Origin of the sequence: Actinomadura rubteroloni (assembly GCF_002911665.1) — a bacterium.
In the GTDB taxonomy this organism is placed as follows: domain Bacteria; phylum Actinomycetota; class Actinomycetes; order Streptosporangiales; family Streptosporangiaceae; genus Spirillospora; species Spirillospora rubteroloni.
This window is the reverse complement of the sequence record NZ_MTBP01000003.1, coordinates 55,467-69,713: the sequence shown is the minus strand read 5'-3', so window position 1 is coordinate 69,713 and position 14,247 is coordinate 55,467. Positions and strand designations below refer to the sequence as shown.

General features: G+C 71.1%; 17 protein-coding genes. 6 read left to right on the top strand and 11 right to left on the bottom strand.

The window, feature by feature from the left end:
• Window positions 1–15: 15 nt before the first annotated feature.
• Together BTM25_RS21680 and BTM25_RS21675 are read left to right on the top strand one after the other, a co-directional pair.
• The gene (locus BTM25_RS21680) at window positions 16–1,068 is read left to right on the top strand and encodes a 4-oxalomesaconate tautomerase (RefSeq protein WP_235828597.1); all 1,053 of its coding nucleotides are present in this window, start codon (window positions 16–18) and stop codon (window positions 1,066–1,068) included.
• Window positions 1,069–1,092: 24 nt separating this feature from the next.
• Window positions 1,093–2,130: a catechol 2,3-dioxygenase gene (locus BTM25_RS21675; protein WP_235828554.1), complete on the top strand. Its 1,038-nt coding sequence runs from the start codon at window positions 1,093–1,095 to the stop codon at window positions 2,128–2,130.
• Window positions 2,131–2,374: 244 nt separating this feature from the next.
• Here BTM25_RS21675 and BTM25_RS29305 read toward each other — a convergent pair whose 3' ends face one another.
• Window positions 2,375–2,587: a hypothetical protein gene (locus tag BTM25_RS29305; protein ID WP_146059104.1), complete on the bottom strand. Its 213-nt coding sequence runs from the start codon at window positions 2,585–2,587 to the stop codon at window positions 2,375–2,377.
• A 361-nt stretch (window positions 2,588–2,948) separates the two neighbouring features.
• Here BTM25_RS29305 and BTM25_RS21670 point away from each other — a divergent pair, with 361 nt between their 5' ends.
• Window positions 2,949–3,620 (top strand): TetR/AcrR family transcriptional regulator, encoded by a 672-nt coding sequence (locus BTM25_RS21670; protein ID WP_103564848.1) that lies wholly within the window; start codon window positions 2,949–2,951, stop codon window positions 3,618–3,620.
• Here the strand turns inward: BTM25_RS21670 and BTM25_RS21665 are convergent.
• The 10 genes from BTM25_RS21665 to BTM25_RS29780 all read right to left on the bottom strand — a co-directional run bounded on the left by BTM25_RS21665 (window position 3,613) and on the right by BTM25_RS29780 (window position 11,892).
• Window positions 3,613–4,512, bottom strand: a complete 900-nt coding sequence (locus tag BTM25_RS21665; RefSeq protein ID WP_103564847.1) for a dienelactone hydrolase family protein — start codon at window positions 4,510–4,512, stop codon at window positions 3,613–3,615. The two genes, BTM25_RS21670 and BTM25_RS21665, sit on opposite strands and share 8 nt — an antisense overlap.
• Before the next feature lie 297 nt (window positions 4,513–4,809).
• Window positions 4,810–5,538: a maleylpyruvate isomerase family mycothiol-dependent enzyme gene (locus BTM25_RS21660; protein WP_103564846.1), complete on the bottom strand. Its 729-nt coding sequence runs from the start codon at window positions 5,536–5,538 to the stop codon at window positions 4,810–4,812.
• Entirely contained in the window at window positions 5,528–6,364 is an 837-nt protein-coding gene (locus BTM25_RS21655) for a fumarylacetoacetate hydrolase family protein (RefSeq protein ID WP_103564845.1), read from the bottom strand. The genes BTM25_RS21660 and BTM25_RS21655 overlap by 11 nt, the downstream gene beginning before the upstream one ends.
• Entirely contained in the window at window positions 6,361–7,404 is a 1,044-nt protein-coding gene (locus tag BTM25_RS21650; RefSeq protein WP_235828553.1) for a cupin domain-containing protein, read from the bottom strand. The genes BTM25_RS21655 and BTM25_RS21650 overlap by 4 nt, the downstream gene beginning before the upstream one ends.
• Window positions 7,401–8,087: a class II aldolase/adducin family protein gene (locus BTM25_RS21645; protein WP_103564844.1), complete on the bottom strand. Its 687-nt coding sequence runs from the start codon at window positions 8,085–8,087 to the stop codon at window positions 7,401–7,403. The genes BTM25_RS21650 and BTM25_RS21645 overlap by 4 nt, the downstream gene beginning before the upstream one ends.
• A gap of 12 nt (window positions 8,088–8,099) precedes the next feature.
• On the bottom strand, window positions 8,100–9,293 hold the full coding sequence (locus BTM25_RS21640; RefSeq protein ID WP_103564843.1) for an FAD-dependent monooxygenase: 1,194 nt from the start codon (window positions 9,291–9,293) through the stop codon (window positions 8,100–8,102).
• Between the two features lie 8 nt (window positions 9,294–9,301).
• Window positions 9,302–9,634, bottom strand: coding sequence for an indolepyruvate ferredoxin oxidoreductase subunit alpha (locus tag BTM25_RS21635; protein WP_103564842.1), 333 nt, complete (start codon window positions 9,632–9,634; stop codon window positions 9,302–9,304).
• A complete protein-coding gene (locus tag BTM25_RS21630; RefSeq protein ID WP_103564841.1) occupies window positions 9,622–10,653 on the bottom strand; it encodes an NAD(P)/FAD-dependent oxidoreductase in 1,032 nt (343 codons plus the stop codon). The genes BTM25_RS21635 and BTM25_RS21630 overlap by 13 nt, the downstream gene beginning before the upstream one ends.
• A 2-nt stretch (window positions 10,654–10,655) precedes the next feature.
• The gene (locus BTM25_RS21625) at window positions 10,656–11,618 is read right to left on the bottom strand and encodes a TAXI family TRAP transporter solute-binding subunit (RefSeq protein WP_235828552.1); all 963 of its coding nucleotides are present in this window, start codon (window positions 11,616–11,618) and stop codon (window positions 10,656–10,658) included.
• Window positions 11,611–11,892: a nickel-binding protein gene (locus BTM25_RS29780; protein ID WP_103564840.1), complete on the bottom strand. Its 282-nt coding sequence runs from the start codon at window positions 11,890–11,892 to the stop codon at window positions 11,611–11,613. Before BTM25_RS29780 ends, BTM25_RS21625 begins: the two co-directional genes overlap by 8 nt.
• Window positions 11,893–12,085: 193 nt before the next feature.
• Here BTM25_RS29780 and BTM25_RS21615 point away from each other — a divergent pair, with 193 nt between their 5' ends.
• From BTM25_RS21615 to BTM25_RS21605, 3 genes are all read left to right on the top strand, one after another.
• Window positions 12,086–12,805 carry an IclR family transcriptional regulator gene (locus tag BTM25_RS21615; RefSeq protein ID WP_205648209.1) on the top strand — a complete coding sequence of 240 codons (720 nt, stop codon included), beginning with the start codon at window positions 12,086–12,088 and terminating at the stop codon, window positions 12,803–12,805.
• Window positions 12,806–12,960: 155 nt separating this feature from the next.
• Window positions 12,961–13,701 carry a hypothetical protein gene (locus BTM25_RS21610; RefSeq protein WP_103564839.1) on the top strand — a complete coding sequence of 247 codons (741 nt, stop codon included), beginning with the start codon at window positions 12,961–12,963 and terminating at the stop codon, window positions 13,699–13,701.
• Window positions 13,698–14,234, top strand: coding sequence for a cupin domain-containing protein (locus BTM25_RS21605; RefSeq protein WP_146059102.1), 537 nt, complete (start codon window positions 13,698–13,700; stop codon window positions 14,232–14,234). The genes BTM25_RS21610 and BTM25_RS21605 overlap by 4 nt, the downstream gene beginning before the upstream one ends.
• Window positions 14,235–14,247: the final 13 nt, after the last annotated feature.

Here is a 14,247-nt window from a genome sequence, read left to right as displayed (position 1 = left end):
GCGGGTGTGCCCTGCATGCTTATGCGCGGCGGCACCTCCAAGGGGGCGTACTTCCGCGCCGAGGACCTGCCGGCCGACCCCGCCGAGCGCAACGCGCTGCTGCTGCGGATCATGGGCAGTCCGGACCCCCGGCAGATCGACGGCCTGGGCGGCGCCCACCCCCTCACCAGCAAGGTCGCCGTGGTCTCCGTCTCCCCCGACCCGCGGGCCGATGTCGACTACCTGTTCCTTCAGGTCGGCGTGGACCAGCCGGACGTCTCGGACGCCCAGAACTGCGGCAACCTGCTGGCCGGCGTCGGTCCCTTCGCCGTCGAGCGCGGACTGGTCCCCGCGCAGGCCGACGAGACTCCCGTCCGGATCCGGATGCTGAACACGGGCCAGTACGCCACCGCCCGGATCCGCACCGCCGGCAGGCGGGTCGAGTACGGCGGCGACACCGCCGTTCCCGGCGTCCCGGGGACCGCGGCGCCGGTGGTGCTGGCGTTCGCCGCCCCGGACGGCACGGGAACCCCGGTACTGCCGACCGGCAACACCGTCGACGAACCGCTTCCCGGTGTGCGGGCCACTCTGGTGGACGCCGGGATGCCGGTCGTCCTGCTGGCCGGCGAGGACTTCGGCGTCCGCGGCGACGAGACCCCCGAGGAGCTGGAGTCCGACGAGAAGCTGACCTCCCGGATCGCCGCCGTGCGCAGCGCCGTGATGCCGCTGCTCGGCCTGGACCCGGCCGTCGCCACCACCGTTCCCAAGCTGACCCTGCTGGCCCCTCCCCGCCACGGCGGCACGGTCTCCACCCGCAGCTTCATCCCCGTCCGCGCGCATGCCGCGATCGGAGCCCTCGCCGCGGTCAGCGTGGGCACCGGCCTGCTGCTGGACGGCGCCGTCGGCGCGCGGCACGCCCGACTTCCACCCGCCGGCCAAGCGTTGGTGCTGGAACACCCCACCGGCGAACTGGCCGTGTCGGTCGAGCTGGACCGGTCCGGCCCCATCCCGCGACTGCTCCGCTCCGGAGTCGTACGCACCGCCCGCAAGATCTTCGACGGCACGGTGTACCCCGGTCCCGCCCACTGACCCCCACCCTCGTTTGGAGCCGCAATGTCACCCGCCGACGCCGTGCCCGACATCCCCCCGACCAGCGCCACCGCATGGGTCCCCACCACCTCCCCGGCCCCCGACGGGATGGCGACCCGGCTCGTGCACGACATCGCCCACCTCGGCCACGTCGAACTGCTCACCCCCGAACTCGACCGCAGCCTCTGGTTCTTCACCGAGGTGATGGGCCTGACGGTCACCGACACCGTCGGCGACTCGGTCTACCTGCGCACCTGGGACAACTACGAGCGGCACTCCGTCATCCTCACCCGCCATCGCACCTCCGGCATCGGCCGCACCGCACTGCGCGCCGCGAGCCCCGAGGCGCTGCGGTCCCGGGTCGCCGCGATCGAGGCGGCGAGCCTCGGCGTCGGCTGGACCGAGGGCCGCCCCGGGATCGGCGACACCTACGTCTTCACCGACCCGGACGGCCACGAACTGGAGCTCTATTACGACACCGATTGGTACACCGCCCCCAAGGATCAGCAGCCCGCGCTGAAGAACCAGCCGCAGCGGTACTCGGGGAAAGGTGTCGCACCGCGCCGCCTGGACCACGTCAACTTCCTCGCCGCGAGCGTCGAACCCAACGGCAACTTCGTGCGTGACGTCCTCGGGGCCCGAATATCCGAGCAGATCCAGCTCGACGACGGCCGCTACGGCGCCCGCTGGCTCTCCTTCGCCAACAAGTCCTACGACCTCGTCTACACCGAGGACTGGACCGGCAGCCGGGGCCGCCTCCACCACATCGCCTTCGCCACGGACACCCGTGAGGACATCCTGCGGGCGGCGGACATCATGCTGGAGAACGGCGTCTTCATCGAGACCGGCCCGCACAAGCACGCCATCCAGCAGACGTTCTTCCTCTACGTCTACGAGCCCGGCGGCAACCGGATCGAGCTGTGCAACCCCAACACCCGGCTGATCCTCGCCCCGGACTGGCGCACCGTTACCTGGACCGAGGCCGAACGCGCCAAGGGCCAGGCCTGGGGGCTGAAGACCATCGAGTCCTTCCACACCCACGGCACCCCGCACGTCAGTTGAGGCCGGACCCGCCGGCGGGAGGTGCGAAGGGGCGGCATAGTCAGCAGGTTTCGACGGAGCCGACGGCTCCCCGGCCGCCCCCTCGTGACATCGCCCCGTCTCACGCCAGATCTGGGCCGGCTCCAACGAGATCATGAAAGAGATCATCGCCCGCTCCACCGGCCTCTAGCCGGCCCACATGGATGCCGCACCAGCCATGGCATCCCACGCGAATGTTTCAGGCGCAGCGTAAGGCACGACCGATTCAGAATGGCGTGAACGGCACGGGACGGCCTGAAGCATCGAGTGGGGTGACACTCCACCAATTACCGGGACCGGTCGTGTCGGCGTCCGCGGTGATCGATCCGGTCGGGTCGGCGTTGATGACGAAGTAACGCCCGGCGGGAATCCCGTGGAGTTTCGGCAGCGCCCGGGTCGCGACCCGGGTGTCAACGCGATGCGGATAGGTGATCCGCACCGTAACGGCGTCGGCGGGAACCGGCCCCAGCAAGAAGGACGACGCGACCTCAGCCGCGTGGTAGGCGGCGTTGGTGTCGTGTGGGTCGAACAGCCGATCCCGAACGGGCCCGGCGTTCCCCGGCCGGCGGCCGCTGTGGCAATCCGGTGGCGTGCATCTGGCCGAGCCTGCCAGAAGGGCGCGGACCGTGGAGCGCGGGCATCTTGGTCCAGGCGGTCAGGTCCGGGGCGAGCGCGACCGGCTTGAGCCCGATCGGTCGGCCGCGGAGCCGTGCAGCGGCAGGTTGCGTAGCCGCTGTCATTTCTCGGGCGTGGTGGGAGGGGGGCGGGGGTGTGAGCGAACGGTTCCTAGACTGGCGGGTATGACGGAGCCGCTTGCGAAGCGTCGGTACGGGGGGATGGCCGGTCATGAGCGTGCGGCGGCGCGCCGGGAGAAGTTCCTGCAGACCGGGCTCGAACTGTTCGGGACCTTGGGGTACACGGCGTCCACGATCGAGATCTTGTGCGAGCACGCGGGCTTGGTGAAGCGGTACTTCTATGAGTCGTTCACCGACCGGGCGGATCTGTTCCGGTGCGTGTACGACGCGCAGATCCAGCGGTTGCAGGAGGTGATGCTGGACGCGGTGCTGTCGGCGGGGCCTTCGATCGAGGAGCAGATCAGGGTGGCCGTCCCGACGTTCGTGCGGAGCCTGGCGCAGGACGAGCGGGTTGCGCGGATCGTGTTCCTGGAGGTGTTCATGACGGGAGCGGCGATGCAGGCGCGCTGGCAGGAGGCGCGGATGGGGTTCGCCGATTTCCTCGCCGACACCGTTACCCGCGCGCTCGGGACGCCCCGGTCCACGCGCATCGAGATGGGCACGTTGATGCTGGTGGGCGCCGTGTCGGATCTGATGACCTACCGGGCGACGGGGAGCCTGAAGGTGGACATCGACGAGATCGCGGCGATTTCGATCGAGCATTTCGAGGTGTTCTACCACCGGTTCCTCAGCGAGCTGGAAGAACCGGTGGCGAACGAGGACCGCCGGCTCAGGTGAGCGGGCACGTGCCCTGGTAGGCGGCGACGGTGTCGCTTGCCGCAGGGATCGGGCACAGGAACTGGTCGTAGCGGGTGTCGTTGTCGACGAACCGCTTGAGCCAGGACACCGTGTACTTGGTGATGGTGGGGTTGTAGCCCAGGAACGAGAACGTGTGTCCGGCGTTCTTGAGCTTGAGGTAGGCCCGGTTCTGAGTGGTGAGGGCGGCGTAGAACGGGTCGGCGAACGCGGCGGTCGGGGCGATCGGGTCGTTGTCCGCGCCGATGATCAGGGTGGGGGCCTTGATCTTCGCCGGGGGCGCGTAGTCGAGGTTCCACGGCGCCAGCGGGATGGCGGCCTTGAGGTCGGGGAGCTTGCTGGCGGCGTCCAGGGTGCCGCCGCCGCCCATCGAATGGCCCATCAGCGCCGTCCGGGTCGGGTCGATCTTGTCTTTGACGGTGCTCTTGGTGACGAGGTAGTCCAGCGCGGAGCGCAGCTCGTCACCCCGCGAGAACGGCGGGTCGATCGGTGTGATCGTCGCCATGGTCATGACCACGAACCCGTGGGAGGCCAGCGTGCGGCCGTACCACTGGATGAGCGGCTCCAGCGTCATGAACCCGGGTGAGACGACCACCGCACCGAACGGCCCGGCCTCGTCCTTGGGGTACCAGATGGTGCCGCCGCCGAACACTCCCGCGCCGCCCGGAACGGGCATTTGAGCGATGTCGAACGGCCCCTTCTCCGCCTTCACCGACTCCTCGGTCGGCGCGGGACCGCGCTCGTAGGGGTTGGCCGCGGGCGCGACCCGCGGCGCCGCGGCGATGGCCGCATTCGGGGCCGCCAGGGCCTGCGCCGGCGCGGCGATGACCGCGGCGGCCAGACCCAGCGCCGCGATGACCTGCTTGCTCTTCATCCTCTGACCTCCTCGGAGCCATCGGAGACGCCGACGGCTCGGATATCTGCTCCGTGAGCGTCGCAGATCGATGGAGGGCGAGATATGAAGCTTGAGGCGAAAAACACACCCCTGAGCGCGCACCCACGGCAGAGGTGCTGCTGCCGGTGACCGTGCCGCCGCCGCGCAGGTCGCCGCACGTGCCGGGTCGCGTGACGGTCTGGGCGCCGGGCCAACGAGATCTCGGAAGAGATCATCGCCCGCTCCACCGGCCTCTGGCCCGACCTGCACCTCCGTCCCTTCTGTGGTGGCTTGCCGTCACAGCCAGCCGGGCAGCGTCGGCAGCCGGGTGTTCGAGGGCGTCAGGCCGGCCCCGGCCGTCCGGCCGGTGAGCCAGCCGAGCAGCGCCGGGACGCCGCCGGAGACCTCGGTCGCCGCGGGGTCGCCCGGACGGGTCGAAAGGACGGTCGTGCCGGGCGCCGACAGCAGCAGCGCCGGACATCCCTCCCGTGTCGCGAGGGTCCCGACGACGTCGGGGAGCAGGACGGCGGCCAGGTCTGCGGGGAGGTCGGCGAACCGCACGCCGGTACCGAGGTCGACGGCGTGGATCCAGACCTCGCGGATCCGGAGCCAGGGGATGAGCGCGGCGGGCACGTTCCGTCCCTGCGCGGTGCGGACGGTCCGCCGCCAGGCCTCCCGGGGCAGTGCGGCCAGGCCGTCGCGCAGGCGGGCGGTGCTGTCGGCGACGTCGTGGAGGAGGTCGCCGGCCGGCCGCCCGGCGCCGGAGTCGATGTCGGCGAGCCGCTGGTCGGCGCCTCCGGGATACATCGGTGTCTCGACGCCGGTGGCGGCCCATGCGGCGAGGTTGGTGAGCGCGTCGGCATTTCGCGCCACATGCGTCAGCAGGTGGCCGATCGTCCAGCCGGGCAGGGCCGTGGGCCGGCCGGGGCTCGCGGAGGCGAGGGCGCCGCTGTGGGCGGCGAACACCTCGGTCCCCGCGTCCAGCCAGTCCAGGAGCCTGCCGACGGGGACCTGATCAGGCCGCATCGGTCTTTTCCCGGACGCAGTGGTTGCGGGCCTCGCCGAGCCCTTCGATCCGGGTCGTCAGGACCGAGCCGTCTTCGAGGAAGCGCGGGGGTTTGCGGGCGTTGCCGACGCCTCCGGGCGTCCCGGTGGCGATGACGTCGCCGGGCTCCAGGGTGATGATCGTCGACAGGTAGGCGACGAGCGCGGCGGCGTCGAAGACCAGGTCGCCGGTGACGGCCTGCTGGACGGTCTCCCCGTCGACCTCGGTGACCAGCCGGAGGTCCGAACCGTCGGTCTCGTCGGAGGTGACCAGGTAGGGGCCGAACGGGGTCGTGGCCTCGAACACCTTGCCCTGGAGCCACTCGCGGGTGCGGTGCTGCCAGTCCCGGGCGGTGACGTCGTTGAGGACGGCGTATCCGGCGATGAAACCGGCGGCGTCCTCGGCCTCGACGTTGCGGACTCGCGAGCCGATGACGACCGCGAGTTCCCCCTCCCAGTCGACGGCCTGCGAGGCGGCGGGCAGGACCAGGGTGTCGTTGGCGCCGATGAGGACGGCGGGGAACTTGGCGAACACCGTCGGGTACTGGGGAATGTCGCGGCCCATCTCGGTGATGTGCGACCGGTAGTTCAGGCCGACGCAGAAGATCTTCTGCGGGCGCGGGACGACCGGGGCGAAGTCGAGGTCGCCGAGCGGGTGGCGGGCGCCGTCGGCGGTGGCGGCGTGCTCGCGCCAGTCCGGCCGGGCCAGCAGCGCGCCGACGTCGAGGTCGCCGGTCTCGACGGCCGCGTCGCCGTCGACGCGGACGGCGGCGGTGGTGCCGCGAGTGCGGATGGTAGCGAGCTTCACGAGAATTCCTTCCGGGCCAGGTTGAGTCGTTCGAAGATGGGGGCGTCACCGAACCGGAACAGGTCCAGGTCGGTGTCCGCGCGCAGGGACATCTCGCACCAGGACGGCACGGCGATGAGGTCGCCGCGCGCGAGGTCGGTGCGGTCGCCGTCCAGCCGGACGGTGCCGGTGCCCTCGAACACCTGCCAGACGCTGGAGCCGGTCTCCCGGACGGGGGCGGTGCGGTGCCCGGCGGCGATGCGGTGCATCTCGGTGCGGATGGTGGTCAGCGCGTCGGCGCCGGTGGTGGGGTTGGTGAACCGGACGGCGGCGTGGCCGGGCTCGGTGACACCGCCGTGTCCTTCGGCGGCGAGTTCGAGCTGCGCGGTCAGGGCCGCGTCCGTGTGCTCCCACCGGTAGGCCGCCAGCGGCGAGTTGGGCGTGTCCTGCTGCGCCGAGACCGGCCGCAGGCCGGGGTGGGCCCACAGCCGCTCCGACCGCGAGATCCGCGGGGTGGACCGGTCGATGACGCCGTCGGCCCCGAACTCGAAGAACCCGGTGTCGGTGGCCTGGACGAACGGGATGTCCAAGCCGTCCAGCCACGCCATCGGCGCCGGGTGGGGGTTGTGGTGGCCGTGGAAGCGCCAGCCGGGCGTGAGGAGCAGGTCGCCGCGCCGCATCGCGATGGGGTCGCCGTCGACGACGGTCCACACGCCTTCGCCTTCCAGGACGAACCGGAAGGCGTTCTGGCTGTGGCGGTGGTCGGGCGCGACCTCGTTCGGCCCCAGGTACTGGATCGCCGCCCACAGGGTCGGCGTCGCGTACGGCAGGCCGGGCAGCCCGGGATTGGACACCGAGATCGCCCGCCGTTCGCCGCCCCGCCCGACCGGGATCAGGTCGCCGGCTCGTTCGGCCAGCGGGTACAGGTCGTCCCAGTGCCAGATGTGGGGGACGGCGCGCGGTTCGGGCCGCATCGGCATGAGGCCCTCCCGCTCGGTCCACAGCGGGATCAGGCCGTGCTTCTCGAAGTCGCGGTACAACTGTTCTTCGTCCGGGTTCACGGCGTTCCCTTCCGGACGAGATAGCGGTATCCCGCCTCCAGTTGCTCCGGGTTCCAGATCTGCTCGCGTTTGAACGCGGCCTCGGCTTCGTCGGACCACACCGCCGGCCCGCCTGCGGCGAGCGCCGACAACTGGGTGCGGCAGGCGCGTTCCAGCAGGACGGCGTACATGACGGCCGTCGCGGCGTCGGGGCCGACGGTGACCGCGCCGTGCTGCGGCATCAGGCAGGCGCGGGCGTCGCCGAGCGCGTCGGCGAGCGCCTCGCCCAGCTCGGTGGTGGCGATGAGCGCTCCGGTGCGGGTGAACCGCGGGATCTGCGGATCGCTGAACAGGACGCCGTCGTGGGAGATCGGCCGCAGCTCGGTCTCCAGCGAGGCGAAGGCGCTGAGCGCCGGGGCGTGGGTGTGCACCACGCACCCCACGTCGGGCCGCCGCCGCATGATCTCGGTGTGGATGGGGTACTCGATGTGCCGCTTGCCCTGGCCGCTGAGCACGTCCCCGTCGGCGGTGACGAGCAGGACGGTGTCGGCGTCGACTTCCTCGAACCCCAAGCCGGAGGCCTTCATCCACACGCCCCGGCCGTCGGGGTCGCGGAGCGCGGCATGTCCCCACACCATGTCGGTGAGCCCGGCGACGGCCAGCGCCCGGCTCGCCCGTACGGTCGCCTCGATCGTTTCCTTCATCGTGTCCGCCGTTCAGCTCGATACGGGCTGGTAGAGCCAGTCCAGGTCGGTGTAGTCGTCAGGGCTGCGGCGGGCGAACAGCCGGTCCCGCAGGACCGGGATGACGTCGCCGTTGTCGTGCCACACCCGGCCCCAGCCGCGCGCCACCCGCTGGACCAGGGCGCTGCGCGGGATCCGTTCGGCCTGGTAGGCGGCGAAGGCCTTGTCGACGTCACCGCCGTGCGCGGCGAACTGGCGGGCCAGGCAGCCCGCGTCCTCGATGGCCTGGCAGGCGCCCTGGGCGAGGTACTGCACCATCGGGTGGGCGGCGTCGCCGAGGAGCGTCACCCGGCCGCGCGTCCAGTTGTCCAGCGGCTCGCGGTCGTACATCACCCAGCGGCGGTCGCGGTTGAACAGCGAGATGGCGGCCTTGACCGGCTCGCAGGAGGAGGCGAAGTGCTCGTCCAGTTCGGCCGGAACGCCCCAGCGGTCGGTGAACTCGTCCTCGGGGGTGTACCGCCGGCTTCGGAAGACCGCGACCTGGTTGTACAGCTCGCCCCGCCTGATCGGGTACTGCACCAGGTGCTTGTGCGGGCCGATCCAGATGATCTCGTCGTCGGCCTCGACGGGCGCGGTGATCTCCGCGACGGGCAGCGCTCCGCGGTAGGCGACGTAGGTGTCGGCGATCGGCCGGTCGTCGGCGAGCAGCCTGCGCGTCCGGGACCACAGGCCGTCGGCGCCGACCACGGCGCCGCACCGGTAGGTGTCGCCGTCGGCGAACCGCACCAGCGCGCCGCCGCCCAGGTCCTGCACGTCTTCGACCTGCCGGTTGTTCTCCAGAGTCACCAGGTCGTGGTCGCGGCACGCCGACAGCAGGACGTCGAGGAGGTCGTTGCGGTGCATGACGGTGTAGGACTGGCCGTAGCGGCGCCGGAAGGGCTTCCCGAAGTCGATGGTGGTGAGGTGCTCGCCGGTGTCGGCGTGCATGAAGACCAGGTTGCGGGGCTTGACCGCGACCTCGTCCAGGGCCGGCATGACGCCGAGGCCCTCCAGGACGCGCAGCGCGTTGGGGGCGAGCTGGAGGCCGGCGCCGATCTCGGTGAACTCCGGTGCCTGTTCCACGACGTGGGCGGGGAACCCGGCGCGGGCCAGCGCGAGGGCGGCGGCCATGCCGCCGATGCCGCCGCCGATGATGAGGATGGGGATGGTGCCGTCCGCGTTCGTCATGAGCGGGTTCACTCCTTGGTCCGGCTCGTGACGAGCGGCGTGTCGACGCCGATGCCGCCGGTGCCGTAGGCGCCGCCGGGGCTGCCCAGCGGCGCGTCCCTGCCGGGCAGCGGGACGGCGAAGAACGCGGCGTTGTCGTCGATCCAGATCGGGTCGGGCCCTTCGGTGGGGGCGACGATCGCGTCCACCGGGCATTCGGGCAGGCAGGCACCGCAGTCGATGCACTCGCCAGGGTTGATGTACCGCTTGGTGAGGCCCTCGTAGATGCAGTCGACCGGGCAGACGTCGACGCAGGATCCGTCGAGTTCGCCGATGCACCTCTCGTTGATCACGTAGGCCATGGCACAGCCTCTTTCTGCGGGGGCGGGGTGGGCGCCCTGTCGGTGGAGTGGCCGGGGAACAGGTCCGCGCCGGGACGGAGGCGGACGGCGATGTTGTTGACGGCCGTGGCCGCCTCGCCGAAGCCGACGGCGATCAGCCGGACCTTGCCGGGGTAGGCGGCGATGTCCCCGGCGGCGTAGATCCGATCCCGCCCGGTCGACATGTCGGTGCCGACCTCGATCTGCTGGCCGCTCAGCGAGAGCCCCCACCGGGCCAGGCCGCCGAGCGAGGCGACATGCCCGAGCGCGGGGATCACCGCGTCGGCGTCGACGCGTTCGGTCGCGCCGGTCGAGCAGTCCCGAACGGTCACCGCCTTCAGCGTGGCTTCGCCGTGGATCTCGGTGATCTCGCAGCCGGTGAGGACGCGGGCGGCGGAGTTCATCAGGTCGCCGACCGCGCGCTCGTGCGCCCGGAACCTGGCGCGCCGGTGCACGACCGTCACCGACGCGGCGTACGGCGTCAGCATGGTCGCCCAGTCGACGGCGCTGTCCCCGCCGCCCACGATCACCACGTGCTGACCGTCGTGGTCGGCGGGATCGGTCACCTGATGGTGGATGCCGCCACCGGTATAGCCGCGCAGGGCCGGGAGCGGCCGGGGGGTGAACCGGCCGATTCCCGCGGTGATGAGCACGGCGCCCGCGATGATCTTCCGGCCGCCGGTCGTGGTGACGACGAGGTGGTGCGCGCCTTCGTCCAGTCCGCCGGCCTCCTCGCCCAGCAGAACGGTGGGCTCGGCGAGCCGCGCTTGAGCCGTCAGTCTCTCGATGAGGTCGGCTCCGGTCACCGCGGCGAACCCGGCGACGTCGAAGATCTCCTTGCCCGGGTAGAGCGCGGCGACCTGTCCGCCGAGATGCGGCAGGCTGTCGATCAGCGTGACCGAAAGGCCCCGCAGTCCCGCGTAGAAGGACGCGAACAGCCCGGCCGGACCGGCGCCGACGATCAGCAGTTCGGTCTCGACCGTGGTCGTCGGATCGTGCATGCTCAGCTCCAGATCGGCGTGCCCGAGACCGGCTCGTCCGACTCCAGGTCCGCGTACGCGCGGGCGGACGCCGGATGCAGCGGCACCGGGGTGCGAGCGAGATCGGCGGGGACGAGCGGATACGTCACCGGGGAGCGGTCGGCGGGGATGTGCCGGTATTGCGCTTCCAGAGCCGTCCGCGTCCGGACCATGCACCACGTCGCCAGGTAGGCGAGGTCGTCGTCGAGGTCGTCCCGGCAGAGCAGGACGAAGTCGGAGAAGTCCAGGGTCCGCAGGTCCTCGGTCAGGCCGGGCAGGTACCCGGCGGGAACGACGGCGTCGGGCCAGCCGTCCGCGGCGAAGTCGGCCAGCACCCGCGGTCCCCACGGCAGGTAGCGGACCGGACGCTTCTCGGCGATGCGTTGCCAGTGGGGCGTCATCACCGCCTCGTGGACGAGCACGTCGGCCCGGCCGTCGGCGAACGCGGCGACCGAAGGGAAAGGCCGCTCGTCGTAGCGGAACGACAGGCTCGCGGGATCCACCCCGGCGGCCCGCAGCGCCCGGTGGGCCGCCAGGCCGATGAGGTTGACGCCGTCGTCGGGAGAGGTCGCCACGGTCAACCGGCCGGCGAGATCGGCGAGGTCGGCGACCGTCCGCGCGGGGAGGGCGGCGTCCACGGCGACGACCAGGCGGTCCTTCTGCCCGATCACACCGAGGGCCGCCAGCCCGTCCAGCTCCCCCGCCCTGTGGAACATGCGCACGGCGGCCGTCGGGGTGACGATGGCGATGTCGGCCTCGCCGGACCGCAGCGCCCGGATCTGGTCGGTGCCGCCGCGGCCGGACCAGACCGCGAACCGCGACCCCTCCGGAGCGCGATCACCGATCTCCTGGGCGAGCCAGCCGCAGATCCGGTGCATGTTGGCCTGTCCCCAGTCGCCCCGGAACGCGACGGTGACCGGCCGCTCCAGGCGCGGGGCGTCAGCCACGGGAGACCTTGCCGGCGAGTTCGACCAGTTCCTCGGCGGTCTGGGTGAAGTCGATCTCGTTGATCGAGTCGAACGGGAACCCGACCCGCTCGAACTCCCGCTCCACGTCCGCGGCCGCGTCGGCCTCGTAGACCGAGGCGATGAAGCCGGTGTCGGTGTTGACGTACAGCTTCCGGAACTTCGCGTGCACCTGCTGGGCGACCTCGGGCGCGTTCCCCGCGATCTCCTCGGCGGACAGCCCGGGAGCCTGGTGAAGGCTGACGAAGAGAGCCATCTCACTCCTCCATGTGTCACGATACGGAACAGTGGCCCGTATTCTGCTACCGACTTCGCCGGAGTACAAGGCTGGACTTCGTCGCGATAATCTGCTCTGACCGCCACGAAAGGTCGACGTCATCGCCCACGACACGTCTCCGGACGACTCCACCTCCGAGCGGCCCGCGGGCCTCATCGGCGCGGTCGACAACGTGCTGCGGCTGCTTCGGCTGTTCCAGGACCACGAGATGATCCGCGTCAACCAGGTGGCTCGGGACATGGGACTGTCGCGCTCGACGGTCCACCGCATGCTCGCCACGCTGAGCCACCACGACTTCGTGGAGCAGGACGAGTTCTCCCGCGCCTACAAGCCGGGACCGGCCCTCGTCGACATCGGCCTGTCGGTGGTCCAGAACATCGACGTCCGGGCCTTGTCGCACGGCATGCTCGTCCAGTTGCGGGACCTGACCAACGAGACGACGCACCTGGCCACGCTGCGCGGCACCGACGTGATCTATCTCGACAGCGTCGAGAGCAACCAGGGCGTGCGGACCGGCAGCCGCATGGGCTGGGTCCTGCCCGCCCATGCCACGGCGGCCGGAAAGGCCCTGCTGGCGGAGAAGAACGACGCCGAACTGGCCGCCCTCTACCCGACCGGGCGACTGCCCGCCGCGACGTCTCGCGCCATCACCACCCTGGACGAGCTGCGCGAGCACCTCACCGAGGTGCGCCACCTCGGATACGCGATGAACAAGGCCGAGAGCGAGGACGACGTGAGCGCCGTGGCCACCGTCGTGCGCGACAACCGGGGCCGCGTCCGGGGCGCGATCGCGGCGACCGCCCCCCGGTCGCGCTGCGACGACGCATGGTTCAAGTCCACGGCCACCGCGACGATGAGCGTCGCTCACCAGCTCGGCCAGCTCACCGGCTGAGGCCACCCGACGACGTCTCCGGCCGGCCCTTCACCGCGAAGGGCCGGCCGGAGTCGTTTCGGCGTGCTTCTTGCCAGCGACCACTTGCCATCGACCTGAGTTCGGTATCACAATGGCGGCCACTGTTCCGCATGGTGAAACATTGGGGAGTCGTTGTGAGCCAGGCAACGCCCGGATCCGGGCTGCTGGAGGATACGCGGCACATCCCGCCGCCCGACCCCGACCTCGAACCTCTCAAGGTCAGCGTGTACGAGCGCATGGCCAAGGCCGCCGCGCAACTGATGCCGCTGTTCCCCTACGACCACGCCGGAGCGATCATCCCCTGCGGCAACGTCCTCATCGGCGGCCCCGAGAACGCGTACGGGCACTTCTTCCACTGGAACACCGTCAACGAGGTCGTGGCCGTCTACGGCTCGCACAAGTCGCTGCTGGCCACCGGGCAGATCATGGCGACCCAGAACCTACACGGCGTGAACTCCTTCCTGCGCGACGAGAAGGACCCCGAGGCGTTCGCCGTCATCGTGGTCACCCAGCACCAGTCGGTCGAGGGCGGCCAGACCGAGGCGATGATCGCCCGCTGCAAGAAGTGCAAGGCCGAGCTGATCCGCCACGAATACGACGCCACCCCGCACGGCCTGCCCGGCTACGACGCCGAGCGCCACGGCGGCCCGGACGACCCCGTCCACCAGTTCTCCACCGCGCTGGGATCGGCGGAGTTCGCCGACCTGCGCAACACCGACGAGATCCGCGTCTGCGCCGGCTGCGGCCACGCGAACGATCCGTTCCCGAGCGCGCAGTGGGGCTGGGCCCGCCAGGTCGCCCAGACCAGGGCCGTCAACGCCGCATCCCAGAGCCTGATCCAGACCGCCGCGTCCGCCGAGGAGGACCGATCGTGACCCGTCGCCGCATGCTCCACGCCTTCAAGGCCGCCGCCGAGATCGGGAACTACCAGGACGAGGCCGTCCTGCCCGCCGACACCGACCCCCAGATCTACCTGTCGCGCAACTGGCTGCCGCAGCCCTTCCACCTGATCTGCGAGAAGGACACCGTGCTCAGCCAGCTTTCCGGCTCGGCCCACGTCCACCTGCGCGACAGCTCGGTCAACCGGTTCCGGATGGACGTCGGCGACCACGTCTACGTGCCCGCCGGGACCCCGCACCAGATCGTGCCGGTCGAGGAGGGCGTCACGATCCGCTACCAGCCGCTGGCCGCCGGACGCCAGGGAGCCGCCTGGTACTGCCCCGAATGCGGCGCCGAACTCCACCGCTATGAGTGGCAGCACGACAACGACGGCTCCGCCGTCGCGCTCTACGCCGAGGCGGTCGCGCGGTTCAGCGCGGACCTGGACGCCCGCACCTGCGGCAAGTGCTCCGCCGTCCACCCCGAGATCAGCCTGGAACCTTACGGCTGGACCACCGAACCGGCCTGATCCCGGCCGAGCC